Source organism: Nocardioides marinus (assembly GCF_013408145.1).
GTDB lineage: Bacteria > Actinomycetota > Actinomycetes > Propionibacteriales > Nocardioidaceae > Nocardioides > Nocardioides marinus.
The window spans coordinates 3457323-3484295 of record NZ_JACBZI010000001.1; the positions used below are offsets into that span (position 1 = coordinate 3457323).

Here is a 26973-nt window from a genome sequence, read left to right on the forward strand (position 1 = left end):
TCGGACCCTCGTGGTCCGGCCCGGCGTTCGCGTTCGGCCCGTCGCTGACCTAGGTGCTCGCGGCGGCGCGGGACGTCATACGTCCAGCGCAAGCGGACGTCCCGTCCGTATGACGTCCCGCGGGGCTCCGCCGCCTCAGCCGCGCCAGGTGTCGTCGTGGGAGAGGTCGGCGTGCTGGACCACCCAGGTGTGCATGGCGATGGCGGCCGCGGCAGAGGCGTTGATGGAGCGGGTGGAGCCGAACTGGGCGATGGAGAAGGTGGCGTCGCAGGCCTCGCGGGCGGCGGGCGAGAGGCCGGGGCCCTCCTGGCCGAAGAGGAAGCACACCTCGCGCGGCACCGCCATCGTCTCCAGGTGCTGGGAGCCCGGCAGGTTGTCCACGCCGTACAACGGCAGGTCCCGCTCGCGCAGGTGGGCCGTGAGGTCCTCGACCGTCGGGTGGTGGAGGACGTGCTGGTAGCGGTCGGTCACCATCGCACCGCGGCGGTTCCACCGCCGGTTGCCGACGATGTGGACCTCGGCGGCCAGGAAGGCGTTGGCCGAGCGGACGACGGTGCCGATGTTGAAGTCGTGCTGCCAGTTCTCGATGGCGACGTGGAAGCCGTGCCGCCGGGTGTCGAGGTCGGCGCGGATCGCCTCCATCGTCCAGTAGCGGTACCGGTCGACGACGTTGCGTCGGTCGCCGTCGCGCAGCAGGTCGCGGTCCCAGTGGTCGCCCACGGGCCACTCGCCGGGCCACGGGCCGACCCCCACCTCGGCGGGTCCGTGCGGCATCGGGTCGTACGGCGCACGCCGCTCCTCCTCCTCGGAGGACTGCTCGATTCGCGACACCCCCGCACGGTAGTCGGCGGCGCTGGCTAGGTGTTCTGCCCGGGGAGGTTGGGCACGCGGTCGATGGGTGACTTGCCTTTGAGGCTGGTGTGGCCGCGGTGGTGATTGTAGTGATGGAGCCACTCCGGGTAGGCGGACGCGCGGTCGGCTTCTGAGGTGTAGGCGCAGGCGTAGGCCCATTCCTCGAGCAGGGTGCGGTTGAAGCGTTCGACCTTGCCGTTGGTCTGGGGCCGGTAGGGGCGGGTGCGGCGGTGTTTGACGTCCTGGCCCAGGGTCGCGGCCCAGAGCCGTGATCGGTAGCAGGAGCCGTTGTCGGTCAAGACGGCGCTGACCGCGATGCCGTGCTCGGCGAAGTAGGCGCGGGCGCGTTGCCAGAACCCTGCGGCGGTCTCCTTGCGTTCGTCGGTGAGGATCTCGGAGTAGGCCAGCCGGGAGTGGTCGTCTACGGCGTGGTGGAGGTAGACGTAGCCGCGCGAGGGTGTGGCACCGGAGCGGGCGGCCCGGTCGCGTGTGGCGCCGGCGCTGCGGTCTTGGGCTGATCCGCGGCCGTGGACGCGCCAGCCGCCGCCGTCGGGGATCTTGCCGAGCTTCTTGATGTCGACGTGGACCAGATCGCCCGGTGCGGCGTGCTCGTAGCGTCGCTTGTCCCGCGAGGAGGTCTTGATCCGGGTGCCGGTGGCGGGGTCGGTCCACTTCAGCCGTGGGCAGCCGTAGCGGCGCAGGACCTGGTGGACGGTCGAGGGGTTCTGCCCGAGGTGGTAGGCGATCCGGGCCGGTCCCCAGCGCCGGGTGACTCGCAGGCTCACGATCCGACGCTCGGTTCGTCGGGGCAGCTGGTTTGGGCAGCGGTGCGGTCGTGAGGACCGGTCGACCATGCCGGCCCTGCCGGATTCGCGGTAACGCAGGGCCCAGCGGCGGGCGGTGGTGATGCTGACGGAGAACCGTTCGGCGGCACGGGCGTAGGTCCAGTCGTGGTCGACGACGAGCTGGGCCAGACGCAGTCGCCCGGCTGGGGTGAGGGTGGCGTTAGCGTGGGTCATGAAGACCTCCGTGGTGGATGTGGTTGCTGTGGTAGCTCCACACCTCACCCGGAGGTCTTCGTCATGGTCCAGCCGACCCGCCGTACCTAACGTCCGTGGTCAGAACAGCTAGGCTGAACGGGTGATGGGGATCGAGCCGCTCCTGTTCGGCATCGAGTTCCTCGACCTGGAGTGGTGGCTGGGTCATTTCGGGGAGGCGCTCTTCTGGATCAGCCTGGCGGTGCTGTTCGTCGAGTGCGGGCTGCTGTTCCCGTTCCTGCCCGGGGACACGCTGCTGTTCAGCATCGGGCTGTTCATCGCCACCGAGCAGATCGACCTCTTCCCCGGCGGCGTGGCCACCGAGCTGACGATCGCGATGGCCCTCATGGTGCTGGCCGCGTTCGGCGGCAACGTCGCCGGCTACGAGATCGGCCGACGCATCGGTCCGCCGCTCTACGAGCGGGACGGGCGGCTCCTGCGCCGCAAGCACTTCGACCGCACCCACGAGTTCTTCGACGAGCACGGGGCGATCGCCCTGGTGCTGGGACGCTTCGTCGCGTTCGTGCGCACCTTCATCACCGTGGTGGCCGGCGCCACCCGCATGGACCGCCGGGTGTTCTTCGTCTGGAGCTTCGTCGGCGCCGTGCTCTGGGTCGTCGGCATCACGCTGCTCGGCTACTTCCTCGGCAACATCAAGTGGCTCGGCGACAACCTCGACTTCGCGCTGCTCGCGATCCTCGCGGTCTTCGCGATCCCGCTGGTCATCGAGTGGCGGCGCGAGCTCGCCAGGTCTCGAGGCTGAGCAGCGCGGCCACCACGGCCGCGCCCAGCAGGGCCAGCAGCAGCGGCCCGCCCACCGGGTCGTACGGCGCCAGCAGCGCGCCCGGGCCGTGCGCCTCGCCCGCGGCCCCCTCGGGAGCCTCCTGCCAGGGCCACAGCGCGCGCAGCGAGCCGGCGAGCAGCCCGGCCATCACCAGCAGCGTGGTGCGCCGGTGCGCGTGCAGCAGGTGGCGCAGCACGGGCACGAAGACCACGAGTCCGGCGACCGCGCCCAGCGCGAAGACGCCGACGTAGACCAGGTCGCGCGAGTCCACCGCGTCCAGGGTGGTGGTGTAGAGACCGACGGTGAGCAGGAAGAACGAGCCGGAGACACCGGGCAGCACCAGGGCGCAGATCGCGACCGACGCCGCCAGGGCGACCAGCACCAGCGGCGGGTCGGCCGTCGCCCCGGAGCCGGCCAGGCCGACGACCACGAACGCGGTCACGGCGACCGCCACCACGAGCAGGGCGTCCGCCCAGCGCGGCCGGGTCGCCTCGGGGAGCATCCGGATCGGCACCAGGATGCTCACCAGCACCAGGCCGAAGAACAGCCCGCGCGCGTGCTCGGGGTGGTCGGAGACGAACGACTCCATCACCCCGGCCACCGTCAGCACCGCGGCCCCCATGCCCACGAGCACGGGCAGCACCAGCCACCAGTCGGTGCGCGCCAGCTCGGTCCGCAGCGCAGCCCGCCGGCCAGCGATCCCCTGACGGGCCGCGCCGATCACGTGGGAGGCGGAGTCGATGAGCTCGTCGTAGACACCGGTCACCAGCGCGACCGTGCCCCCGCTGACGCCCGGCACCAGCTCGGCCATCCCGATGAGGAAGCCGCGGAGCAGGTCGAGCGGCAGCAGGGCCCGCGAGCGGCGTACGGGCGCGGCGGGCTCCGCGGGGGCGGTCCTGGTCATCGGCCGGCAGCCTGGGCGGCGTCGAGCTGGGCGCGGGTCAGCACGGGGCGGACCTCCAGGCCCACGTCGGCGAGCGGGTTCTCCCCCTCGGGGCTGCGGTCGATGGCGCAGACGACCGTCTCGACGATCGCGCCCGCGGCCCGCAGCTCGCGGGTCGCGTCGCGGACGGCGCCACCGGTGGTGATCACGTCCTCGATCAGGGTGATCCGGCGACCGGAGACGTCGGGGCCCTCGGCGAGCTTGCAGGTGCCGTACTCCTTGGCCGTCTTGCGCACGAACAGCGCCGGCGTGCCCGTGAGCTGGGCGACCATCGTGGCGATCGGCACCCCGCCGAGCTCGAGCCCCCCGAGCAGCTCGGTGTCCTCGGGCAGCAGCGGCACCATCTGCTCGGCGACGCGGCGCAGCAGCGCGGGGTCGGCCTCGAAGAGGTACTTGTCGAAGTAGGTGTCGGCCACCTGCCCCGAGCGCAGCGTGAAGGTGCCGGTCAGGCGGCAGCGGGCGTCGATGTCGGCGGCCAGCGCCGGGTCCGTGGCGTTCGCGTCGGTCACGGGGCCCATTCAACAGGGCCCGCAGCCGACCGTGTCTACGGTGGGGTGCATGGTGGCCCCCGCAGATCGCTCCCTGCTCGCCTCGCGCCTGGCGGGGATCCCCCCGACGGTCTTCTCGGAGATGTCGGCACTGGCCGTGCGCACCGGCGCCGTCAACCTCGGGCAGGGCTTCCCCGACGTGGACGGCCCCTCGTCGGTGGTCGAGCAGGCGGTGCGCGCGCTGCGCGAGGGCGCCAACCAGTACGCCCCCGGCATCGGGGTGCCCGCGCTGCGGCAGGCGGTCGCGCGCCACCAGCAGCGGCACCACGGGATCGAGCTCGACCCCGACACCGAGGTCTGCGTGACCACCGGGGCCACCGAGGGCATCGCGGCGGCGCTGCTCGGCCTGCTCGACCCGGGCGACGAGGTGATCGTGCTCGAGCCGTCGTACGACTCCTACGACGCGATGATCGCCATGACCGGCGGCGTACGCCGTGGGGTGACCCTGCACGCGCCCGACTTCCGCCTCGACGGCGACGCGCTGCGTGCGGCGGTCACGCCGCGCACCCGCCTGGTGCTGCTCAACTCCCCTCACAACCCGACCGGGACGGTCCTCACCCGCGAGGAGCTGCGGCTCGTCGCCGACGTGGCGATCGAGCACGACCTGCTGGTCGTGACCGACGAGGTCTACGAGCACCTGGTCTTCGACGGCCGGTCGCACGTCCCGCTCGCGGGTCTGCCGGGCATGCGCGAGCGGACCCTGACGCTCTCCAGCGTCGGGAAGTCGTGGTCGTTCACCGGCTGGAAGGTCGGGTGGGCGACCGGCCCGGCCCGGCTGGTCGCCGCGGTGCTCGCGGCCAAGCAGTGGCTGACCTTCACCTCCGGCTCTCCGCTGCAGCCCGCGGTCGCGTACGCCCTCGACCACGAGGCGGAGTGGCCGCTGGAGCTGGCGCGCGACCTGCAGGGGCGTCGCGACCTGCTGCTGGAGGGGCTGCGCTCGCTGGGGCTCTCGCCGCGCACGAGCGAGGGCACCTACTTCACCGTCACCGACGTGGAGCACCTCGGCTGGGAGGACGGTCGCGCCTTCAGCCTCGGCGTGGCCGAGCGGGCCGGCGTCGTCCCCATCCCGTTGCAGGGCTTCTACTCCGAGGACCCCGCCGCCGGGCGGCACCTGGTGCGCTGGGCCTTCTGCAAGACCCCCGACGTCATCACCGAGGGGATCGACCGGCTCTCCCGGGCTGACCTGGCCCGCTGACCTGCCCCGCTGACCTGCCCCGCTGACCGGCTCGTGCGACAGCGCGGCCCATGGCCCGCGCTCGGACACACGAGGCGGTGGTGAGGCGTCAGCGGCGGTACCACTCCCGCACCTCGGGCCGGATCAGCAGCGCGAGGCTGCCGGCGGTCGCCGCCAGGGCGATCACGGCCACGAAGGCGCCCAGCACGGTCACGGCCAGGAACAGCCCGGCCGAGAGCCCGGCGGAGATGCACAGCAGGACCCACGCCCACGACCGGCCGACCCACGCGAGCACGGCCAGGCCGGCGGCCAGCAGGGCCCACAACCCGAAGCCGGCCAGCACCACGAACAGCGCGATCCGCACCTGCTCGGTGGTCACCTCGCCGGCCATCGAGGGGTTCTGGTCCATCGCCTGCTGGATCGCCTCGTCGACCAACGACGGGTCGACGGCCATCGCCACGACGCTCAGCCCGAGACCGAGCAGCACCATCGCGCAGGTCACCCACGTGATCACCAGCCCCGCCCTCAGCGGCTGCGGAGCGGGTCCCCGCGGGGCGCGGTCGCCGGCGGCGTACGGCGGCAGCTGCTGGGGCCAGGTCCCACCCTGCGGCCCGGGGAACTGGCCGGGCTGCTGGCCCGACTGCTGGTCGGGCTGCTGAGCGGTGCCCTCGGTGGGCTGCTGGCCGAACCCGGAGTACGGCGCGGGGCCGGCGTCACCGGCGCCGCCCTGCCCCTGCGGGGGGCCGGGCGGGGGCCAGCCACCGGGGGCGCCGGGGGCGCCCGAGGGCCGGTCGGCCCCGTCGGACCCGCGGTCGCGGCGCGCGTCGTCGGGCGGGCGGAGGTAGCGCTCGGGGACCGGGTCGCCGTTGACCCACGCGCGCGCCGGCTGCAGCCACAGCACCACCGCCGCAGCGGCCACCAGCGAGGTGGTGAACCCACCGGTGACGAAGCCGGCGAGGAACATCGGGACGGCCAGGACCGTGAGCACCAGGCGGGCGGGGCGGCTGCGCTGCATGACCTGCCAGCCCAGGATCGCGGTGGCCGCGGCCATGGCGCCGGTCGCGGTGGCGATGACCCGGATCAGGTCGAGGACCGTGCTGACCTCCAGCCCGAGACCGTCGGCGGGCGGCTCGGAGAGCAGCTCCTCGAGACCACGGCGGGTCTCCAGGGAGTCCAGCGAGCCGATCTGGGCGAAGACGGAGAGGATCACCAGGACCGAGCCGAGGATCGTCACCCACCCGGCCATCGTCACCTGGCGGGGGCGGTCGTGGGGGTTCGGCACGGACCCCATTCCAGCAGACCCCTGGGCGCGGGACGCCGCCGCAGGGGGCCGGGGCGTCGACCGGGATGATGGGCGGGTGCTCCCCCTCTCCCTCGGCACCGGCCGCGCCGGCGCGCTCACGGCGGACTGCTCGGCGTGCACCGGGCTGTGCTGCGTCCTGCTGCCCTACCGACGCGACCAGGGGTTCGGGGCGGACAAGCCCGGCCAGGTCCCCTGCCTGCACCTGCTGGGCGACGACCGCTGCGGTATCCACGCCGACCTCGTCGAGCGGGGCTGGTCGGGGTGCGCGACCTTCGACTGCTTCGGCGCCGGCCAGCAGGTCACCGCGGTGACCTACGAGGGTCGCTCGTGGCGCGAGGTCGAGGACCTCGGCGAGATGGCGGCCGTCCTCTCGGCCCAGCGGCTGCTCCACGAGATGCTGCTGCACCTGGAGGAGGTGGCCCGTCGCTCCCCCGACCCCGAGGCGGAGGCGCTGGCCGGCCGGCTCTGGACGCTGCGGGACGCCACCCCGCTCGACCTGCTCACCGCCGACCTCGACGAGCTGCACGAGACCTGCGGAGGACTGCTGGCCGCCGCCTCGGCACGCGTGCGGGGCCCCGGTCGCCCGGACCACTCCCGCGCCGACCTCGCCGGCGCGGACCTGCGCGGCACGGACCTGCACGGCGCCTCGTTGCGTGGGGCGCTGCTGATCGGCGCCGACCTCTCGGGCGTCGACCTCGGCCCCGCCGACCTGCTGGGCGCCGACCTGCGCGGAGCGGACCTGCGCGGCACCCGGCTCGACGACGCCCTCTTCCTCACCGGCCCCCAGCTCGCCGCCGCCCGCCGCTGAGTCGGTCGGTCCGGCACGGCAGCGCCGAACCGGCGTATTGATACGTCGGCTCGGCGGGAACACGGGTCGAACCGGCGTGTTGATACGCCGGCTCGGCGGGAACACGGGTCGAACCGGCGTATTGATACGCCGGCTCGGCGGGAACACGGGTCGAACCGGCGTATTGATACGCCGGCTCGGCGGGAACACGGGTCGAACCGGCGTATTGATACGCCGGCTCGGCGGGAACACGGGTCGAACCGGCGTATTGATACGCCGGCTCGGCGGGAACACGGGTCGAACCGGCGTATTGATACGCCGGCTCGGCGGGAACACGGGTCGAACCGGCGTATTGATACGCCGGCTCGACCCGATCGACGGTGGGCCGGGGGCGGGACGACCGGCGGTGGGTCAGCCGGCGGAGAGCACCAGCCCGCCGTCGCCGACGTCGACCGACACCGTGCCGCCGTCGGTGACCTCGCCTCCGATCAGCATCCTGGCCAGCGGGTCGCCGATGGCGGACTGGATCAGCCGGCGCAGCGGGCGGGCGCCGTACGCCGGGTCGTAGCCGACGTCGGCCAGCCAGGTCCGCGCGGCGTCGGAGACCCCGATCGAGATCCGGCGCACGGCCAGCCGCTTCTCCAGCAGCGCCAGCTGCAGGTCGACGATGTGGGTGAGGTCGTCCTTGGACAGCGCGTCGAAGGTGACCATCTCGTCGAGGCGGTTGAGGAACTCCGGCTTGAAGGCCGAGCGCACCACCGCCAGCACCGACTCCTTGCGCTTCTCCGGGTCCAGCAGCGGGTCCACGAGGTGCTGGGAGCCGAGGTTGCTGGTGAGGATCAGCAGGGTGTTGCGGAAGTCGACCGTGCGGCCCTGGCCGTCGGTGAGCCGCCCGTCGTCGAGCACCTGCAGGAGGATGTCGAAGACCTCGGGGTGGGCCTTCTCGACCTCGTCGAGGAGCACGACGGAGTACGGCCGCCGGCGCACCGCCTCGGTGAGCTGGCCGCCCTCGTCGTAGCCGACGTACCCCGGAGGCGCACCGACCAGCCGCGAGACGGCGTGCTTCTCGGAGTACTCGCTCATGTCGATGCGCACGATCGCGCGCTCGTCGTCGAAGAGGAAGTCCGCCAGCGCCTTGGCCAGCTCGGTCTTGCCGACCCCGGTCGGGCCCAGGAACAGGAAGGAGCCGGTGGGCCGGTTCGGGTCGGAGATCCCGGCCCGCGAGCGGCGTACGGCGTCGCTGACGGCCGTGACCGCCTCGCGCTGCCCGATGAGGCGCTCGCCGATGACCGCCTCCATCTCCAGCAGCTTGGTCGACTCCCCCTCCAGCAGCCGGCCCGTGGGGATGCCGGTCCACGCCTCGACCACGTCGGCGATCTGCTCGGGGCCGACCTCCTCGCCGACCAGCGGCTCGAGGTCGCCCTCGTCGACGGACTCCGTCGCGGCGGCGATCTGCTTCTCCAGGGCGGGGATGCGGCCGTAGAGGATCTCGCTGGCCTGCCCGAGGTCGCCCTCGCGCTGGAGCCGCTCGGCCTCGATGCGCAGGGTGTCGAGCTGGCGGCGCAGCTCGCCCTCGCCCTCGAGCGTGGACTTCTCCCGCTCCCAGCGGGCCTCGAGGCCGCGCAGCTCCTCCTCGGCGTCGGCGAGGTCGGCGCGCAGCGCGGCCAGACGCTCGACCGACGCGTCGTCGGTCTCCTTGGCCAGCGCGAACTCCTCCATCTTCAGCCGGTCCACGTGCCGGCGCAGCTGGTCGACCTCCTCCGGGGAGGACTCGATCTCCATCCGCAGCCGGGAGGCGGCCTCGTCGATGAGGTCGATCGCCTTGTCGGGCAGCTGACGGCCGCTGATGTAGCGGTCGGACAGCGTCGCGGCGGCCACCAGCGCGGCGTCGGTGATGCGGACGCCGTGGTGGGCCTCGTACTTCTCCTGGATGCCGCGCAGGATCTGGATGGTGTCCTCGACGCTGGGCTCCCCGACCAGCACCTGCTGGAAGCGGCGCTCGAGCGCGGGGTCCTTCTCGATCCGCTCGCGGTACTCGTCGAGGGTGGTCGCGCCGATCATGTGCAGCTCGCCGCGCGCCAGCATCGGCTTGAGCATGTTGCCGGCGTCCATCGCGGAGTCGCCGCCGGCACCGGCGCCGACGACGGTGTGCAGCTCGTCGATGAAGGTGATGACGCGGCCCTCGGCGGACTTGATCTCCTCCAGGACCGCCTTGAGCCGCTCCTCGAACTCGCCGCGGTACTTCGCGCCCGCGACCATCGCGGCCAGGTCGAGCGAGAGCACCCGGCGGCCCTTGAGGGAGTCGGGCACGTCGCCGTCGACCACGCGCTGGGCCAGGCCCTCGACGACGGCGGTCTTGCCGACGCCGGGTTCACCGATGAGCACCGGGTTGTTCTTCGTACGCCGGCTCAGCACCTGCACGACGCGCCGGATCTCCGCGTCGCGACCGATGACCGGGTCCAGCTTGCCCTCCTCCGCGGCGGCCGTGAGGTCCACGGAGTACTTCTCCAGCGCCTCGTAGGTGTCCTCGGCGTCCTGGCTGGTCACCCGCCGGCTGCCGCGGACCGCCGTGAGGCCCTCGCGCAGCCCGGCCTCGCTCAGCCCCACGTCGGTCAGCACCTTCTGCGCGCTGGACTCGGTGCCGGCCATGGCGATGAGCAGGTGCTCGGTCGCGACGTAGTCGTCCTTCATCGACGACGCGAGGTCGAGCGCGGCGGCCAGCACCCGGGTCAGCGCGGCCGAGGCGGCCGGCTGCTGGACGGTGGCGCCGCTCGCGCGGGGCAGCTGCTCCAGCGCGCTGCGGGCTCCGGCGACCAGCGCGGCGGCGTCGACGCCGGCCTTGGTGACCAGCGACCGCGCGACGCCGTCCTCCTGGGACAGCAGCGCGACGAGCAGGTGGATGGGCTCGGTGGCCGAGTGGCCGGCCGACGTGGCGGTCAGCTGGGCGGTCTCGATCGCCTCGCGGCTGCGGGTCGTGAACCTGTCGGCGCCGAACTGGCTCATGGGTGTCTCCTCCTCGACGACTGGCGGGACCGAGTGTGGCTCCCACCTCGTGCAACGCACCACAAGTTGAGTCTGTTCCACTCAACTTATCTGAATTCTCCCGGCATGACCCGTTCGGGTCCACCCCTCCCCTCCGATCGGCCGGTCCACCCCGGGGGACGTGACGAAAGTGTGCATTCCACTCGCCCCGGGGACCGCTCGCGCCTACCGTGTGCGGCAGGCCACCTCGCCTGGGGAGACGGGGTGTGGGAGGGAGACCCCGTGACTGCCTGGTCGCAAGACACCCTGACGCTGCTCGCGCACGCCGTGCACTACGCACTGGTCGCCGGCGGCCTCATCGGTCTGGGCTGGCTGCTGGTGCCACACCTGGTGACCCCGCACGCCCCGGGGAGCCCCCGTCCCACGGCACCGGGCGAGCACGAGCTGCGCATCGCCGCACTGCGCAGCGCCGCCGCCACGGGCCGACTCGCCACCCTGGCGCCGCCCGCCGCCGGCATCGTCGCCCCCGTCCGGTCGACCCCCGCGGCCACGGCCGCACCGGAGGTGTCACTGCTGCTGCCGCTCGCGATCGTCGCGAGCACCGCCGCTGCGGGGGTGCACGCCGCGATGGGTCCCCTGCACTTCCGCGAGGCCACGCTGTTCGGCCTGTTCTTCGCCACCGCCGCCGTGGCCCAGCTCGGGTGGACCGCCCTCGCGCTGCGCTCGATCACCCCCGCCCTGCTGCGGGTCGGCGTGGCCCTCAACCTCGGGTGCGTCGTCCTGTGGGCGACCACCCGGGCCTGGGGACTGCCCCTGGGCCTCATGCCCGCGCCCGAGCCGGTGGGTCCCTGGGACCTCGCGGCCGTGGCGTGGGAGCTCGGGGTGGTCGCCGCGTGCGCAGTCCTGCTGCGCGCCCGTCCACCCGCGTCGTACGCCGGTCTCCGGCTGCCGGCGTGGGTCGACTGGCACCGCGGGGCCCGGGCGGTCGCCGTCGCCTCCGTGCTGGCGCTGCTGACGCTCTCGTTGAGCGGGGCCGGCGGATGACACCGCACCAGGGCGCCGCACGCACCGCGCACGACCCCACGGACCTGACCACGAGCGAGAGGAGGTAACCACCATGGAACCCTGGGTCATCGGCATGATCTGCAACGGCATCATCGCCACCGCCTACGTCTTCATCTCCCTGGCGATCACCGTGCCGCTCGCCCGGTCCGGCCAGCTGCGCAGCAACCCGCTGGGCGCCGCCACCGCGTCGATCTTCTTCTCCTGCGCCGTCCACCACGGCATCCACTCCGTCCACATGGCCCTGCCCTCGCTGGGCATCGACGACCCGCAGGGCTACGCCATGCGTGAGGCGTGGGACTGGCCGCTGTCGCTGTGGGACGTCGTCGGCGCGGTCGTCGGCGTCTACTACTGGACGCTGCGCCGCAACTACTCCTCGCTCATGGAGGGCGCCCAGCTCTTCCAGGACCTGCGCCAGCGCGAGCAGCAGGCCCTCGAGCTCAACGACACCGTCCTGCAGGGACTGGTCGTCGCCAAGATGGCCCTCGACCTCGACGACCGCCAGCGTGCCCAGGAGTCGCTGACCGTCTCGATCGACTCCGCCAGCCGGATCATCACCGATCTCCTGGGCAGCAGCTACCACGCGCTCGACCTGGTCCGCAGCAGCGCGGCCACCGTCGGTGCGGACGCTTCCCCCGACCCGTCGGTCGCCACCGAGCCGAACGACGACCGACCGCAGCAGAAGGACCCCGAGAGGCCATGACCATGAGCGCCGCCACCCGCGTACGACCCCTCCGCACGGTGATCATCGACGACACCGCGGACCTGCGCGACCTGCTGCGCCTCGCCCTGAACCGCGGCGGCTTCGACGTGGTGGGCGAGGCCGGGGACGGGAAGGCCGGGATCGACCTGGTCCGCACCGAGCACCCCGACGTCGTCCTGCTGGACCTGTCGATGCCCGTGATGGACGGCCTCGAGGCACTGCCCACCATCCGCCGCACCGTGCCCGGCGCGAAGATCATCGTGCTCTCCGGCTTCGGGGCCACCCAGATGTCCGAGCGCGCCCTGGCCAACGGCGCCGACGGGTACGTGCAGAAGGGTGCCTCGCTGGACTCCATCCTCGACTACGTCCGCGACATGACCAGCGGCTCCAAGCCCAGGCCCGCCCGCTCGCTGTCGGTCGTCCCGCCGCTCGAGGTCCCCGAGAGCATGGCCCCCCAGCCGCCGACCTTCGGCCAGGCCGACCCCGAGGCACGGGCGGGGACCTCGCCCCAGCCGATCCCCGGCGGCGCGGCCGGGCACCTGCCCGCCCCCGCCTCGCCCAGCTCCCCGGCCACCCCCGGCGGCGTCGCCGCCTCCTCGATCTCCTGGTGGCAGGCGATGAGCATGGCACCGGTGGGGATCCTCGAGCTCGCCGACGAGCCGCTCTTCCGCATCGTCTACGCCAACACCACCGCCCAGCGGCTGCTGGTCAACAAGACCAGCCCCGGCACGCCCCTCGGGTTCAGCGCCCCCAACCTCGCCACCCTGGTGGCCTACCACCGCCTCGACGCCGACGCGTCGTTCGAGGTCGAGCTCGACGGCGGCACCTGCCGGGCCACCATCCGGCGTACCGGCTGGTCGTTGCTGGTCTACCTCGACTCCACCTCCGACGACGTCGCCCTGCTGCGGCGGGCGATCGCGACCACCGCCCACGAGATCCGCGGGCCGGTCGCGGTCATCTGCGGCATCGCGGAGGCCAGCGGCTGGGACGGCGAGGAGCAGCTCGACACCGAGATGCAGGCGCGCTTGATGTCCTCGGTGGCCCGCCAGGCGCGGATGCTCGACTCCATCACCGCCGACCTGCTGACCGCGGCGCAGATCCAGCGCGGCACGCTGCGCATCGACCTCGCCCCGCTGGACCCGCGCACCGTCGTGGAGTCGGTGGCCGGCGACCGCTACGGCATCGACGTCGAGGTCACCGTCGAGGACGACCGGATGGTGCGCGCCGACCCGTTGCGCCTGGAGCAGATGGTGAGCAACCTGCTGGGCAACGCCATCAAGTACGGCGAGGCGCCGTACACCATCCGCATCCGCCCCGACGACCAGCACGACGACCACGTCGCCATCGACGTCGTCGACCGGGGCGCCGGGGTGCCCGAGGAGTTCCGCGCGCAGCTGTTCAAGGAGTTCTCGCGCGCGACCGGCACGGTCGCCACCGGCACCGGCCTGGGCCTCTACGTCGTCCGCACGCTCGCCGAGGCGCAGAACGGCGACGTCTCCTACCGGCCGGGCCAGTACGGCGGCTCGGTCTTCACGATCTCCCTGATGGCGGTCGACGAGCCGCCGCTCTCCGAGCCGCCCGTGGAGGGAGCGGGCGGACCGGCCCTGAGGGACCCGTCTCCAGACCAGTCCTAGAGCCGTTCCGCAGTTCAGGGAGCACCGACCCCTGGCCACCCCCGGGCGGGGCGTGGTCAGGGGTCCGGCTACGACGTGAGCGCAGCGAACGTGGCTGCCGGGGGCGTCCGAGGCAGCACCTGAGCGCAGCGAAGGGGCGCGGCCGAGGAGGTCGAGCAGCGGCGCGCCTGAGCCTGCGAAGGCGCGACCCGCGTGACGAGACCGCGGTCGATGCCCGAAGTGGTCCGTCCGGCACCAGCGGGCGGACTGAGGTCAGTCCGGGGCGGGCTCGCCGCTATGCGCCTCCGGGGGCGCCTGGTGGGCGGGGAAGGTCCGGGCGGCGGCCTGCTCGTCGACCAGCACGGTGCGGCAGAAGTCCTCGCCGAAGGGCGTGAGGTGGATGCTGCGACGCACGACCTTCGCGAACTTCACCGAGTGCATCGCGGCGAGCACGTCGGGCTGCGCCTCGACGACCTGGTACTCCAGCGGGTCGCGCAGCGGCTCGCGTGAGAACCACACCAGGCCGAGCCGGTGCAGGTTGTTGAGGTAGGCCGGGACCTGGTCCACGAAGCGCGCCCCCGAGCGGGCGCCGATCATCGTCAGCCCCGGCGCGATCAGCTGGCTGGAGACCATCCCGATCGGCCCTCCGGTGCGCACGTCGACACTGGGCTGCGGGCCCTTCTCGAGCAGCAGCACCAGGATGCGCGCCTCGTCGGGGGCGAGCTCGCTGAGGATCCGTTCGTACGCCGGGTGGCCGGCCTCGCTGGACCACACGTCCCGGGAGCGCTCGAGGAGCTCCGCGCCCCGCTCGCGCAGCGACTGCGACTGGGGCTCGTCCCGATCCACCAGCCCGCCGGGCACGACCGGGCTCCCGGAGCGACCGGTCGGCTCGCGGACCGCGCCGAGCGACTCCGCGGCGCGCAGCAGCGCCGTACCGACGGGGGTGCCGGCGCTGACCGCGCGGGCCAGGTCGGAGACGACCTGCGCGGCCTCGGTGGCCTCCTGGGCCAGGTGGGCGGCCTCCTCGCGGTCGGTGGCCGCCCGGGCCAGGCGCTTGGCGGAGCGGACGTAGCTGCGCACGCCCCACTCGCCGGTGTGCCAGGCCGCGGACGCGGCGACGCGCGCCAGGCCGGGCAGGGCCTCCACGACGGGCGCGACCTGCTCGGCCAGGGCCCGCGCGGACTCCGTCTCCGCCCGGGGCTCCACCCGGGGCTCGACCCGCGGCTCGACCCGGGGACCCACGGTGGGCCCGGCGGCGCCGGGGCGTCGCTCGGTGCCGCTGCTCATCCGCCCGACACCCCGAAGATCCACAGGTGCAGGAAGCCACCGCCGAGCCCCATGATCGCGCCGTGGGCGTAGAGCATCCACTCATCCTCCTTGATGGCCGAGCGCATCATCTCCACGAAGTCGCGGGGCGGGAGCTCCTTGGTCCGCCGGGCGATGAGCGTCCGGATCTTCTCCGACTGCCGTCGGCTGAACTCGGGATCCTTGAACGGGGTGAGCGTGCGGCTCACCGCCTCCTCCGCGACGCTGTCGCGGATCGTGTCGAAACGCGCCGGCCCCATCGCGACCCGCACCGCGGCGCGCGCCGGGCCGGCCGCCTTCTCGATCGCCGGGCGCAGGGCGGTGGCCAGCATCTGGCGGGTCCGGTCGCCACTGGGCCCCTCGAGGATGAAGTCGCCGATCCGCTCGAGGGTGATGACGTCCTCGGCGATGATCCGGGCGTAGACCTCGGCCGCCTGGTCCTGACGGCGCAGGAAGAGCCCGTGCACGGGGATGCCGAGGATCCGCCGCGGCTCGGGCGGCTCGAAGATCAGCCACATGCCCAACGCGTTGGTGATCCAGCCGACGACGACGCCGAGGATCGGCAGCAGCCACCACTGCGCGAAGATGCTGTCGATGAAGGCGACCGGGATGCCGAGCAGGAACCCGAAGACGAAGCCGAAGGTCACCATCAGGTTGAGCTCGCGCTGACCGAAGTCGCGGAAGATGCGCACCACCAGCGCGGGGTTCTCGCGGAAGTGGTCGATGACCATGATCTTGGGGTCGAGGATCTGGTCGATGTGGATGCCGATCTCGGTCGTCACGTTGCCGACGACACTGGGCAGCTGGGCCTGCACGCGGTCGATGACCGCCTGCCGGACCGGTCGGGGCAGGTCGCGCCACAGCCGCGGGTGCTCGCGGCGCATCACGTCGTCGACGAGCTGGGGCAGCTCGGGACGGAAGACGGTGACGATGTGCTCGGCGATCTTGTCGGGCTCGAGCTGCTGGTAGAACTCCGCCGGCGTGCCCAGCTTGGCGATCGCCTTGTCCACGGCGATCGAGCCCATCTTGGCCGCCCGCGCCGGCACGATGCCCTGCCAGCCGATCCCGCCCTGCAGGACACCCGGGACCTCCTGGACCTTGCGCGGCAGCACGCTGGCGAGCTCGCGCATGCCGGGGATCCGCACCCCCTTGAAGTGCACGGGACTGAAGAGCATCCACAGGCCCGACCAGTTGATGAGCCAGCCCACCACGCCGGTGAAGACCGGGATCGTCAGGAAGTGCACCCAGTGCACGTGCGCGGCCCAGTCCCGGACCCACTCGAGCAACCAGTCCACCGTGCTACCCCTGCCGTCCCGCCCGACCCCGTCGTCGGCCGTCCGCGCAGGCTATCCGCCCGCGGCGCCGCGCGACAGGGGTCCGGGACGTTGTGTGCGACACGACGTCTCAGACAGGTTCGCGTCGTGCGGAGCCGAGCGACCACCGGGACGGCGATAACGTTTGCGTGTGAGCCGTCACACCGCCAGCGTCCTGCCCGAGTCGGTCCGAGCCGAGGTCCGCGCCGCGCTCGCCGACCTGCCCGACCACCTCGCGCGGACCTTCGAGCGGCGCGTCGAGCGCTGGCTCCCCGACCTGCGGGCCGGGGTCGAGGCGGTGTACGCCGACGCGGACCCCGTCGTCGAGCGCCTGCTCCTCGTGGCGGCGCGCCGGTTCGCCGCGCGCCCCGAGGATCTCCACGACCTCGACGAGCGCCGGGTCCTCGCGCCGGACTGGTTCCAGGCGCCCGACACGCTCGGCTACGCGACGTACGTCGACCGCTACGCCGGGACCCTCGACGGGGTCGGCCAGCGCCTGGAGCACCTGCGCGAGCTGGGCGTCACCTACCTCCACCTGCTGCCGCTGCTGCAGCCGCGGCCGGCACCGCACGACGGCGGGTACGCCGTGCAGGACTACCGCTCGGTCCGCTCCGACCTCGGCACGATGGACGACCTGCGGGCGCTGACGGCCCGGATGCGCGAGCAGGGCATGAGCCTGTGCCTGGACCTCGTGCTCAACCACGTCGCGCGCGAGCACGCCTGGGCGGAGCAGGCGCGCGCCGGCGACCCGGCCCACCGGGACTTCTTCCTCGTCCACCCCGACCGCACCGAGCCCGACCGCTGGGAGGAGACGCTGCCGGAGGTCTTCCCCGACTTCGCACCGGGCAACTTCACCTGGGACGACGACCTGCAGGGCTGGGTGTGGACGACGTTCAACGCCTGGCAGTGGGACCTGAACTGGGCCAACCCCGCGGTGCTCGAGGAGTTCGCCGACATCATCTGCGACCTCGCCAACTCCGGCTGCGAGGTCTTCCGCCTCGACGCGATCGCGTTCATGTGGAAGCGGAAGGGCACCACCTGCCAGAACCAGCCGGAGGTCCACGCGCTGACCCAGGCGTTGCGCGCGGTGGCGCGGATCGCCTGCCCGGCCGTGGTCTTCCTGGCCGAGGCGATCGTGGGTCCGCGCGACCTGCTGGCCTACCTCGGTGAGGGCGAGCGGCACGGCAAGGTCAGCGACCTCGCCTACCACAACGCGCTCATGGTCCACCTGTGGTCGATGCTCGCCAGCGGCGACACCCGGCTGTCCTCGCAGGCGCTCGCGGCGCTGCCGGCACCGCCGTCGACCACCGGCTGGATCTGCTACGCGCGCTGCCACGACGACATCGGCTGGGCGATCTCCGACGAGGACGCCGGCGCGGCCGGTCTCGACGGCGCGGCCCACCGACGCTTCCTCGCCGACTGGTACGACGGCTCCTTCCCCGGCTCCTGGGCCCGCGGGCTGGTCTTCCAGTTCAACCCCGCGACCGGCGACAAGCGCACGTCGGGGTCGCTGGCCTCGCTGGCGGGCCTGGAGGCCGGCGACCCGCTCGCGGTGGAGCGGATCCTGCTGCTGCACGCCGCGATCCTCGGCTTCGGTGGCGTCCCGGTGATCTGGATGGGCGACGAGGTCGGCCTGCTCAACGACCCGACCTGGGACGCCGAGCCCGAGCACGCCGACGACAACCGCTGGGTGCACCGGCCACGGATGCCGTGGATCGACGGGTCGCCCCGCCCGCCCGACCCGCACGGGCTGCTGCCCCGGATCCAGCACCTGGCCTCCGTGCGGGCCTCGACCCCGCACCTGCACGCCGCCACCCCGGCCGAGGTGCTCACCGAGGCCCCCGACGGGGTGCTGGCCGTGCTGCGCCGCCACCCCCACGGCCCGTTCCTCGCCCTGCACAACATGACGGCCACGCCCCGCGCGGTGCCCCGCTGGCTGCTGGAGCGGGTCGGCCTCGACGGGCCGGAGCCCGTCCGCGACCGGCTGGCCCCGACCGGGGGCGACGTCGGGCCCGGCGAGGTGCTCCTCGCGGCGTACCAGGTGCGCTGGCTGACCCGCTGACCTGCCAGGCGACCGGGGGGCGACCGGGGGCCCGCTCAGCGCTGGCGGCGCCAGACCACCAGCGAGGAGCCGGGGTCGGGGCCGCGCAGGACCGGCAGCCGGTTGGGTGCGGCCGCCGCGGCGCGGGGGTCGGTACGCCGCTGCGCCAGCGCCTGCCGCAGCGCGTCCCGGGTCGCCTCGAGCTCTGCCTGCAGCTCCTCGTTGCGCTGGGCGAGGGCGGTGACGCGGTTCTCGAGGTCGAGGATCCGTCGCACGCCCTCGATGCCGATGCCGGCCGAGGTCAGCTCGGAGATGACCCGCAGCAGCTCGATGTCACGCTGGGAGTAGCGGCGACCGCCGCCGCCGGTGCGACCGGGCGAGATCAGGCCGAGCCGCTCGTAGGTGCGCAGGGTCTGCGGGTGCAGGCCGGAGAGCTCGGCGGCGACGGAGATGACGAAGACGGCAGCGTCGGGGTCGGCGCCGTACGGTCCGCGTCCGCGGGTCATGTCCGGCACCGCCCGCTCACGACCGGGCCTGGTCAAAGAGGTTCGAGCGCAACGGCTTGTCGGCCATCGCGATGCGGTAGGCCTCGACCGCCGCGCGGGCGTCCACGTCGAGGACCGCGGGGACCTGGACCTCGACGGTGGCGAGCAGGTCGCCCTTGGTCCCGTCGGCCTTGGTCGCGCCCTTGCCGCGCACGCGGAAGGTGCGCCCGTTGGGGGTGCCGGCGGGGACGCGCAGGGTGACCGGCGAGCCACCGAGGGTCGGGATCTTGACCTCGGCGCCGAGCGCGAGCTCGTCGAAGGAGACCGGGACGTCGAGGGTGAGGTTGTCACCCGAGCGCCCGAAGACGCGGTGACCGGAGACCTTCACGGTCACGTAGAGGTCACCAGCGGGACCGCCGTGCTGCCCGGGGCCGCCCTTGCCGCGCAGGCGGATCCGCTGGCCGTCCTTCACCCCGGCGGGGATGCGGGCCTGGATGGTCCGCGAGGAGGCGCCGCGGCCCGAGCCGTGGCAGGTGGGGCAGGCCTCGTCGTAGAGCAGCTGCCGGCCGCCGCACGCGGGGCAGGTCTCGTTGAGGGAGAAGCCGCCGCCCATCGACCCGGTGACGAAGCCGCTGCCCTCGCACTGGGCGCAGACGTGCGGCTTGGTGCCGGGCTTGCCGCCGGTGCCCGAGCAGGTCGCGCACGCGGTGTCGGAGGTCAGCCGCAGCGAGATGGTGACGCCGTCGATGGCGTCGGTGAAGGAGATGGTGGCGGTGCTCTCGACGTCCTGGCCCTTCGCGGCCCGCGGGCGCGCACTGCCACGACGGCCACCGAAGCCGCCGCCGAAGAGGTCGCCGAACATGTCGCCGAACCCGCCGCCGCCCCCACCGGCCCCGCCGGCACGGTCGCGCAGCAGGTCCTCGAGGTTGATGCCCTGGCCGCCGCCGAAGCCGCCGCCGAAGCCGCCGCCGAAGCCACCGGAGGCGACCATGCGACGCAGCTCGTCGTACTTCGTGCGCTTCTCGGGGTCACCGACGACGTCGTAGGCCTCGGCGACCTGCTTGAACCTGTCGTGCTTGGTGGTGTCACCGGGATTGGAGTCGGGGTGGTTCTCCCGGGCGAGGCGCCGGTAGGCCTTCTTGATCTCGTCGGCGCTCGCGTCCTTCTTCACGCCGAGCACGGCGTAGAAGTCCTTCTGCGCCCAGTCCGGACGCATGCCGTCATGGTCGTTGCCCGCCACGGGGGAACCTCCCTTCGTCTCAGTTCTTGCTCAGTGCCGCTCCGCTACGCCGGTCGGCACGTCGGTCAGGACCCAGCCGGGTCCACCACCAGCACCTGCGCGGCGCGCACGACCCGCTCACCGATCCGGTAGCCGGCCTTGGCGATCACCTTGCAGGTCGTGACCTCCACGTCGGGATCCTCCCCGATGTGGGACAGCGCCTCGTGGAGGGTGGGGTCGAACGCGTCGCCCGGCGCGCCGAAACGCACCAGCCCCGCGTTCGCGACGGTGCGCTCGAGCTGGTCGACGACCGACTTGAACCCGCCGGCGACCTCCTCGTGCTCGCGGGCCCGGTCGATGGTGTCGAGCACCTCGACGATGGGCGCGAGAGCGGCGTACGTCGCGTTCTCCTTGAGCAGGTCGCGGTCGCGGTCCACGCGCCGCTTGTAGTTGACGAACTCCGCCTGCAGGCGCTGGAGGTCCAGCGTCCGCTCGGCGAGCTCGGCCTTGAGCGTGGCCACCTCGTCGTGCGCGGCCTGGAGCGGGTCGACGTCGAGCGCCCCGCCGTCGTCCGCGGCGTCGCCGGTGGCACCGGCCTGCTGCTCGGCGGGGCCGGCGTCCTGCTGCTCGGCCGGGGTGGGCTCGGCGGCGGGGTCGCCGCCCTCGGCGCCCGCCTCGACCTCGGTGTTCTCGGTCATGGTCGCTGCCTCCTCGCCGAAGGACCCCGAGCCGGGGGCCGCGTGCTGCGACCCCCGGTCGGTGGTGCCCTCGTGGTCGGGCTGGGTCACTTGCTCTCGTCCTGGCCGTCGGCGCTGCCGTCGGCGTCGGTCTCGTCGACCACCTCGGCGTCGACGATGTCGTCGTCGGCCTCACCGGTGGCGCCGGTGCTGCCACCGGCGGCCGAGGCGTCGGCCTCGGCGGCGGCGTACATCGCGGCGCCCATCTTCTGGCTCGACTCACCGAGCTTGGTGACGGCGGCCTGGACGTCCTCGGCCGGGGCCTCGGCGTTCTCCAGGACCGACTTCAGGGCGTCGACGTCGGCCTGGACCTCGGTCTTGACGTCCTCGGGGAGCTTCTCGTCGTTGTCGGCGAGGAACTTCTCGGTCGTGTAGACCAGCTGCTCGGCCTGGTTGCGGGTCTCGACGGCCTCGCGACGCTTGGCGTCCTCCTCGGCGTACTGCTCGGCCTCCTTGACCATCCGGTCGATGTCCTCCTTCGACAGCGCGGAGCCGCCGGAGATGGTCATCGACTGCTCCTTGCCGGAGGCCTGGTCCTTGGCGATGACGTGGACGATGCCGTTGGCGTCGATGTCGAAGGTGACCTCGATCTTCGGCACGCCCCGCGGCGCCGGCGGGAGACCGGTGAGCTCGAAGTTGCCCAGCGGCTGGTTCTGGCTCCACATCTGGCGCTCGCCCTGGGCGACCTTGATCTCCACCGAGGGCTGGTTGTCGTCGGCGGTGGTGAAGATCTCCGAGCGCTTGGTCGGGATCGTGGTGTTGCGCTCGATGAGGGTGGTCATCACGCCACCCTTGGTCTCGATGCCGAGGCTGAGGGGGGTGACGTCGAGGAGCAGCACGTCCTTGACCTCGCCCTTGAGCACGCCCGCCTGCAGGGCCGCGCCGTCGGCGACGACCTCGTCGGGGTTGACGCCCTTGTTGGGCTCCTTGCCACCGAGCAGCTCCTTGACCAGCTCGGTGACGGCCGGCATGCGGGTGGAGCCACCGACGAGCACGACGTGGTCGATCGAGGAGATCGAGACACCGGCGTCCTTGAGCACGGCCTGGAAGGGGGCCTTGGTGCGCTCGAGGAGGTCCTGGGTCATCCGCTGGAACTCACCGCGGGTCAGCCGCTCCTCGAAGTGCAGCGGGCCGGACTCGCCGTGGGTGATGTAGGGCAGGTGGATCGTGGTCTCGCTGGAGGAGGACAGCTCGATCTTCGCCTTCTCCGCGGCCTCCTGCAGGCGCTGCTTGGCGATCTTGTCGGCGGCGAGGTCGACCCCGTTGTTGTCCTTGAACTTCTTGACCATCCACTCGACGATCCGGGCGTCCCAGTCGTCACCACCGAGGTGGTTGTCACCGGAGGTCGCCTTGACCTCGACGACGCCCTCGCCCACCTCGAGCAGGGAGACGTCGAAGGTGCCGCCACCGAGGTCGAAGACCAGGATCGTCTGGTCCTCGCCCTTGTCCAGGCCGTAGGCCAGGGCGGCAGCGGTCGGCTCGTTGACGATGCGGCTCACGTTGAGACCCGCGATCTCGCCGGCCTCCTTGGTGGCCTGGCGCTGGGCGTCGGAGAAGTACGCCGGGACGGTGATCACCGCGTCGGTGACCGTCTCGCCGAGGTAGGCCTCGGCGTCGCGCTTGAGCTTCTGCAGGATGAACGCCGAGATCTGCTGGGGCGTGAAGTCCTTGTCGTCGATCGACTGCTTCCAGTCGGTGCCCATGTGGCGCTTGACGGACCGGATGGTCCGGTCGACGTTGGTGACAGCCTGCCGCTTGGCGACCTCACCGACGAGGACCTCGCCGTTCTTGGCGAAGGCGACGACGGACGGGGTCGTCCGGGCGCCCTCGGCGTTCGCGATGACGGTGGGCTCGCCACCCTCGAGGACGGACACGACGGAGTTCGTCGTACCCAGGTCGATGCCGACGGCACGGGCCATGGTTGCTACCTCCACGATGAGTTGGATCTGGGGAACACCGATCCCGGGATCGCTCGCTCGGGATCGCGCTTGATGGAGCCAGTGTGCGTCGCTCCGGATGCTCAGGCAAGTTACTTGAGTGGGAGTGACTCAACTTTCTTCACTGGGCTCAATGCATTCGCGCCCGTGTTCATTCCCGTGATCGGCTGCACCCATGACGGAGATCTGGGGAGAGCTGCTGCTGCGACCGCTGCGGGTGGAGGACGAGGCCCCGGCCAGGGCCGCCCACGAGGAGCTCGCCGCCGACGGCTTCGACTTCCTGCTCGCGCAGCGCCGCGAGGAGGGCGCCGCCGAGGAGACGTGGGCGGAGTACGTCGCACGCCTGGAGGACCAGCGCCACGGCCGTCGCCTCGACCCCGGCTTCGTGCCCGCCTCGTTCCTGGTCGCCGAGGTCGACGGGGTGCTCGTCGGACGGGCCTCGGTGCGCCACGAGCTCAACGAGTTCCTCGAGGTCTGGGGCGGGCACATCGGGTACGGCGTGCGGCCGGCGTACCGGCGCCGGGGCCACGCCACCGCGATCCTGCGCGGCTGCCTGGCCCTGTGCGCCGACCTCGGCATCGAGCGCGCGCTGGTCACCTGCGACGTCGACAACGCCGCCTCCGCGGCGGTCATCGAGCGCTGCGGCGGCGTGCTCGACCCCGACCGACCCGTCGCCGAGGGGACGCCGCAGGTCGCCGCGAAGCGACGCTTCTGGGTCCCCACCGCCTGACGCCGACCCGGCGTATTGATACGCCGGTTCGACACCGGTCGAGCCGGCGTATCAATACGCCGGTTCGACCGTGCGACGCTCGCCCGCGGGGCGCTCAGCGCAGGGCCAGGCCCGCCATCCGCAGGCCCACGTCGACGACCGAGACCCGGTCGAGCCCGGCGACCTCGGAGACGTGGAACCACGCGGCCTCGTCGGTGCTGCCGTCGCGCTCGTGGGTGAGCTCACCACCGGTGACGTGCGCGCGGTAGAGCACCCGGAAGGCCTTCATCGGCCGGTCGGTGGGGACGCTGCGTCGCTCGGCCGGGAAGACGTAGCTGTCCACGCCGAGCAGCTCGTCGATCTCGACGTGGTAGCCGGACTCCTCCAGCACCTCGCGGACCGCCCCGTCCTCGGCGCGCTCGTGCAGCTCCAGGCCACCGCCGGGCAGGGTCCACTGCCGCCGCGAGCCCTCGTTCCACAGCGCGAGCAGCACCCGGCCCTCGTCGTCGGTGACGACGGCGTAGGCCGCGAGACGGGTGTCGTACTCGGTGTAGTGCACCGCCCCATTGTGACAAGCCGTCAGGAACGCTCGGCGGCGGCGTAGCCGGACGGACCGAACACCGGCCCGACCCCCGGCGCCGAGCGTGGTCGGGCCGGCTGCGGTCGCCATCGGTCCGTGCGGCTACGTGGCGACGCGCCGGATCTCCTCGAGCAGGGCGGCGGTGGCGGGGACCTGGTCGGCGCCGGGGCGGTGGGCGACGCCGACGACGCGGTGCCCGAGGGCCGCCTCCTCCACCACGCGTACGCCGGGGTGCCGGTAGGCCGTGAGGGCCGACTGCGGCAGCGCGGTGACGCCGAGCCCGCGGGCGACGAGGTTCTGCACGACCACGTAGTCGTCGGTCTCGTGGCGCAGGGCCGGCTCGAACCCGGCGGCCCGGCAGCAGTCGACGAGGTGGACCCGGCAGCGCTCGCAGCCACCGATCCAATCGGCGTCGGCGAGGTCGGCGAGCCCGACCCCCGGGCCCGACGCCACGCCCGACGCCGCGCCCGACCCAACGCCCGACCCCACGCCCCCGGGCAGCACCAGGTGCACGGGCTCGGTGAGCAGCGGCCGCCACACCAGCGACCCGAGACCGACCGGCTCCGCGTCGTACCCGAAGGCCAGGGCGAGGTCGGCGTCCCCGGCCTCGACGGCGGCCAGCGCCTCCGGCGGCTCGGCCTCGACCAGGCCCACGGAGATGCCCGGGTGGGAGGTGGCGAGGGCGCGGACGGCGTCGGGGACGAGGGTGGCGGCGGCCGAGGGGTGCGCCTGCAGGCGCACCCGCCCCGCGCGCAGCTGTGCCAGCGCCGCGAGCTCCTCCCCCGCCGCGTGCAGCTCGGCGGCCACCGCGTCGGCCCGGCGCAGCAGCACCTCCCCGGCCTCGGTGAGCGAGGTGCCGCCCGGGCCGCGCAGCACCAGCGGCATCGCGACGGAGCGCTCCAGGGCCGCGAGGTGCTGGCTGACCGCCGGCTGGGTCCAGCCCAGCGCCCGGGCGGCCGCGGTGAGCGAGCCCGCCCGGGCGACCTCGCGGAAGACGAGCAGGCGGCGCGGATCCATGACCCAAGCATCGCTTATGGGGTGCCGAACCAGAACACGGATTCCTTATCAGTCCCCGTCCGTCGACGATGGAGCCATGAGCGAGCGCCTGCGTCCCCTCGGCCTGATCGGTGGCATGTCGTGGCACTCCACGGCGACCTACTACCGCCGGGTCAACGAGCGGGTGGCGCAGGCGCGCGGCGCGCACGCCTCGGCCCGGATCTCGCTGCAGTCGCTGGACTTCTCCGAGGTGCGCGCCTGCCAGGTCGCCGACGACTACGCGCGGTCGGGCCGGATGCTCGCGGAGGCCGGCACGGCCTGCGAGGCCGGCGGCGCCGAGGTGCTGGCGATCTGCACGAACCTGATGCACCGCAACTACGACGACCTGGTCGCGGCCGTGCGGACCCCGGTGCTGCACATCGCCGACGCGGTCGCCGCGGCCTGCCTGCGCGAGGGCCGCACGCGGGTCGGCCTGCTCGGCACCCGCCCGGTGATGGAGCTCGACTTCTACGCGACCCGGCTCGCGGCGTACGGCCTCGAGGTCGTCACCCCCGACCTCGAGGACCGGGTGGAGGTGGACCGCGTGGTCTTCGAGGAGATCACCCGGGGCGTCTTCCGCGAGTCCTCACGCGATCGATATGTCGACATCATGCGGGGCCTGGCGTCCCGGGGAGCCGACGTCGTCGCCCTGGCCTGCACCGAGATCGGCCTGCTCGTGCCGCCCGGGGCCGCGCCCCTGCCGGTGCTCGACACCGCCCTCGTGCACGCGGACGCACTGGCCGACCTGGCGCTCGACCCGGCCCTGCCGCTGCCCCTGCCGCAGGCGCTGCCCCGCGTCCCCGCCTGACGCCGCGCGCACACCGGAGCCGCGGTGTGAGAAGGCCCGCACCCACTCGACCGGCCGGGTGGTGAATACCGGTACACCGGCTGGTGTTGTGGGAGGCATGAGCGTTCCCACCATCACCCTGAACAACCAGACGCAGATCCCCCAGCTCGGCTTCGGTGTCTTCCAGGTGCCGCCCGAGCAGACCGCCGACACGGTCAGCACCGCCCTGGAGGTGGGCTACCGCCACATCGACACCGCGCAGATGTACCAGAACGAGCAGGGCGTGGGCCGGGCGATCGCCGACTCCGGCCTCCCGCGCCGCGACCTGTGGGTCACCTCCAAGCTCAACAACGGCTTCCACCGTCCCGACGACGCCCGCCGCTCCTTCGACGAGTCGCTCCAGGCGCTGGGGCTCGACCACGTCGACCTGTTCCTCATCCACTGGCCGCTGCCGACGCTGTACGACGGCGACTTCGTCTCCACGTGGCGCACGCTGGGCGAGTTCGTGGCCGACGGCCGGGCCCGGTCGATCGGCGTCTCCAACTTCCAGCCCGCCCACCTCGACCGCATCGTGGCCGAGACCGGCGTGATCCCCGCGGTCAACCAGATCGAGGTGCACCCCTACTTCTGCAACGAGGAGGCCCGTGCCGCCTCGATCCGCCACGGGGTCGAGGTCGAGGCCTGGTCCCCGATCGCGCAGGGCGCGGTCCTCGACGACGAGGTGATCGGCAAGATCGCCGCCGCCCACGGGAAGACCCCGTCCCAGGTGACGCTGCGCTGGCACGTCGAGCGCGGCGACATCGTCTTCCCCAAGTCGACGAAGCGCGAGCGCATGGAGGAGAACTTCGCGATCTTCGACTTCGAGCTGAGCCCCGAGGAGATCGAGGCGATCAGCGCGCTGGACCGCGGCGAGGAGGGTCGTCGGGGTCCGAACCCGGACACCTTCGACTACGTGCCCGCCTGAGCGGTCGGCCGCCGCGACGAGCAGAGTGTGGAGCCCCGGATCAACCTGGTGGATCCGGGGCTCCACACTTCGT

The 26973-nt window shown here is 72.9% G+C and carries 24 protein-coding genes; 10 read left to right on the forward strand and 14 right to left on the reverse strand.

Going from position 1 to position 26973, the window contains the following annotated elements; all coding sequences use genetic code 11:
- Positions 1-135: 135 nt before the first annotated feature.
- Both BKA05_RS16335 and BKA05_RS16340 read right to left on the reverse strand, forming a co-directional pair.
- A complete protein-coding gene (locus BKA05_RS16335; RefSeq protein WP_179533272.1) occupies positions 136-774 on the reverse strand; it encodes a TrmH family RNA methyltransferase in 639 nt (212 codons plus the stop codon).
- 83 nt (positions 775-857) lie between these two features.
- Entirely contained in the window at positions 858-1871 is a 1014-nt protein-coding gene (locus BKA05_RS16340) for an IS481 family transposase (protein WP_179532377.1), read from the reverse strand.
- A 124-nt stretch (positions 1872-1995) separates the two neighbouring features.
- Here BKA05_RS16340 and BKA05_RS16345 point away from each other — a divergent pair, with 124 nt between their 5' ends.
- Positions 1996-2652 (forward strand): DedA family protein, encoded by a 657-nt coding sequence (locus BKA05_RS16345; RefSeq protein WP_179533273.1) that lies wholly within the window; start codon positions 1996-1998, stop codon positions 2650-2652.
- On the opposite strand, the gene BKA05_RS16350 is transcribed toward BKA05_RS16345, so the two are convergent.
- Positions 2612-3577, reverse strand: coding sequence for a DUF368 domain-containing protein (locus BKA05_RS16350; RefSeq protein WP_179532378.1), 966 nt, complete (start codon positions 3575-3577; stop codon positions 2612-2614). The two genes, BKA05_RS16345 and BKA05_RS16350, sit on opposite strands and share 41 nt — an antisense overlap.
- A complete protein-coding gene (pyrE, locus tag BKA05_RS16355) occupies positions 3574-4125 on the reverse strand; it encodes an orotate phosphoribosyltransferase (RefSeq protein WP_343045711.1) in 552 nt (183 codons plus the stop codon). The genes BKA05_RS16350 and pyrE overlap by 4 nt, the downstream gene beginning before the upstream one ends.
- Positions 4126-4174: 49 nt before the next feature.
- Here pyrE and BKA05_RS16360 point away from each other — a divergent pair, with 49 nt between their 5' ends.
- Positions 4175-5359, forward strand: coding sequence for a pyridoxal phosphate-dependent aminotransferase (locus tag BKA05_RS16360; RefSeq protein WP_179532380.1), 1185 nt, complete (start codon positions 4175-4177; stop codon positions 5357-5359).
- An 88-nt stretch (positions 5360-5447) separates the two neighbouring features.
- On the opposite strand, the gene BKA05_RS16365 is transcribed toward BKA05_RS16360, so the two are convergent.
- On the reverse strand, positions 5448-6620 hold the full coding sequence (locus tag BKA05_RS16365; RefSeq protein WP_218842431.1) for a hypothetical protein: 1173 nt from the start codon (positions 6618-6620) through the stop codon (positions 5448-5450).
- 76 nt (positions 6621-6696) lie between these two features.
- Between BKA05_RS16365 and BKA05_RS19380 the strand changes: the two genes are divergently transcribed.
- Positions 6697-7449, forward strand: coding sequence for a pentapeptide repeat-containing protein (locus BKA05_RS19380; protein WP_343045712.1), 753 nt, complete (start codon positions 6697-6699; stop codon positions 7447-7449).
- A 390-nt stretch (positions 7450-7839) separates the two neighbouring features.
- Here BKA05_RS19380 and clpB read toward each other — a convergent pair whose 3' ends face one another.
- Positions 7840-10431, reverse strand: a complete 2592-nt coding sequence (clpB, locus tag BKA05_RS16375) for an ATP-dependent chaperone ClpB (protein WP_179532382.1) — start codon at positions 10429-10431, stop codon at positions 7840-7842.
- Between the two features lie 261 nt (positions 10432-10692).
- Here clpB and BKA05_RS16380 point away from each other — a divergent pair, with 261 nt between their 5' ends.
- From BKA05_RS16380 to BKA05_RS16390, 3 genes are all read left to right on the forward strand, one after another.
- Positions 10693-11454, forward strand: a complete 762-nt coding sequence (locus BKA05_RS16380; protein ID WP_179532383.1) for a hypothetical protein — start codon at positions 10693-10695, stop codon at positions 11452-11454.
- 73 nt (positions 11455-11527) lie between these two features.
- Positions 11528-12175 (forward strand): hypothetical protein, encoded by a 648-nt coding sequence (locus BKA05_RS16385; RefSeq protein WP_179532384.1) that lies wholly within the window; start codon positions 11528-11530, stop codon positions 12173-12175.
- 2 nt (positions 12176-12177) lie between these two features.
- Positions 12178-13809, forward strand: a complete 1632-nt coding sequence (locus BKA05_RS16390) for an ATP-binding response regulator (protein WP_179532385.1) — start codon at positions 12178-12180, stop codon at positions 13807-13809.
- 252 nt (positions 13810-14061) lie between these two features.
- On the opposite strand, the gene BKA05_RS19385 is transcribed toward BKA05_RS16390, so the two are convergent.
- Both BKA05_RS19385 and BKA05_RS16400 read right to left on the reverse strand, forming a co-directional pair.
- On the reverse strand, positions 14062-15075 hold the full coding sequence (locus BKA05_RS19385) for an Abi-alpha family protein (protein WP_218842432.1): 1014 nt from the start codon (positions 15073-15075) through the stop codon (positions 14062-14064).
- Complete coding sequence (locus BKA05_RS16400; protein ID WP_179532386.1) at positions 15072-16388, reverse strand: DUF445 domain-containing protein; 1317 nt, start codon at positions 16386-16388, stop codon at positions 15072-15074. Before BKA05_RS16400 ends, BKA05_RS19385 begins: the two co-directional genes overlap by 4 nt.
- Before the next feature lie 169 nt (positions 16389-16557).
- Between BKA05_RS16400 and BKA05_RS16405 the strand changes: the two genes are divergently transcribed.
- Positions 16558-18468, forward strand: coding sequence for an alpha-amylase family protein (locus tag BKA05_RS16405; RefSeq protein WP_415836686.1), 1911 nt, complete (start codon positions 16558-16560; stop codon positions 18466-18468).
- Positions 18469-18503: 35 nt separating this feature from the next.
- Here BKA05_RS16405 and BKA05_RS16410 read toward each other — a convergent pair whose 3' ends face one another.
- The 4 genes from BKA05_RS16410 to dnaK all read right to left on the reverse strand — a co-directional run bounded on the left by BKA05_RS16410 (position 18504) and on the right by dnaK (position 22807).
- Entirely contained in the window at positions 18504-18953 is a 450-nt protein-coding gene (locus BKA05_RS16410) for a heat shock protein transcriptional repressor HspR (RefSeq protein ID WP_179532387.1), read from the reverse strand.
- A 16-nt stretch (positions 18954-18969) separates the two neighbouring features.
- On the reverse strand, positions 18970-20148 hold the full coding sequence (gene dnaJ / locus BKA05_RS16415) for a molecular chaperone DnaJ (protein ID WP_179532388.1): 1179 nt from the start codon (positions 20146-20148) through the stop codon (positions 18970-18972).
- A gap of 89 nt (positions 20149-20237) precedes the next feature.
- Positions 20238-20939, reverse strand: coding sequence for a nucleotide exchange factor GrpE (gene grpE / locus BKA05_RS16420; RefSeq protein WP_343045713.1), 702 nt, complete (start codon positions 20937-20939; stop codon positions 20238-20240).
- Positions 20936-22807, reverse strand: coding sequence for a molecular chaperone DnaK (gene dnaK, locus BKA05_RS16425; RefSeq protein WP_179532389.1), 1872 nt, complete (start codon positions 22805-22807; stop codon positions 20936-20938). The genes grpE and dnaK overlap by 4 nt, the downstream gene beginning before the upstream one ends.
- Before the next feature lie 193 nt (positions 22808-23000).
- Between dnaK and BKA05_RS16430 the strand changes: the two genes are divergently transcribed.
- On the forward strand, positions 23001-23555 hold the full coding sequence (locus BKA05_RS16430; protein ID WP_179532390.1) for a GNAT family N-acetyltransferase: 555 nt from the start codon (positions 23001-23003) through the stop codon (positions 23553-23555).
- A gap of 94 nt (positions 23556-23649) precedes the next feature.
- Here the strand turns inward: BKA05_RS16430 and BKA05_RS16435 are convergent, their stop codons facing one another.
- Positions 23650-24093, reverse strand: a complete 444-nt coding sequence (locus BKA05_RS16435; RefSeq protein ID WP_343045714.1) for an NUDIX hydrolase — start codon at positions 24091-24093, stop codon at positions 23650-23652.
- Positions 24094-24216: 123 nt separating this feature from the next.
- Positions 24217-25131, reverse strand: coding sequence for a LysR family transcriptional regulator (locus BKA05_RS16440; RefSeq protein ID WP_179532392.1), 915 nt, complete (start codon positions 25129-25131; stop codon positions 24217-24219).
- Between the two features lie 76 nt (positions 25132-25207).
- Here BKA05_RS16440 and BKA05_RS16445 point away from each other — a divergent pair, with 76 nt between their 5' ends.
- Complete coding sequence (locus BKA05_RS16445) at positions 25208-25957, forward strand: aspartate/glutamate racemase family protein (protein WP_246289823.1); 750 nt, start codon at positions 25208-25210, stop codon at positions 25955-25957.
- Between the two features lie 97 nt (positions 25958-26054).
- Entirely contained in the window at positions 26055-26900 is an 846-nt protein-coding gene (locus tag BKA05_RS16450) for an aldo/keto reductase (protein ID WP_179532393.1), read from the forward strand.
- Positions 26901-26973: the final 73 nt, after the last annotated feature.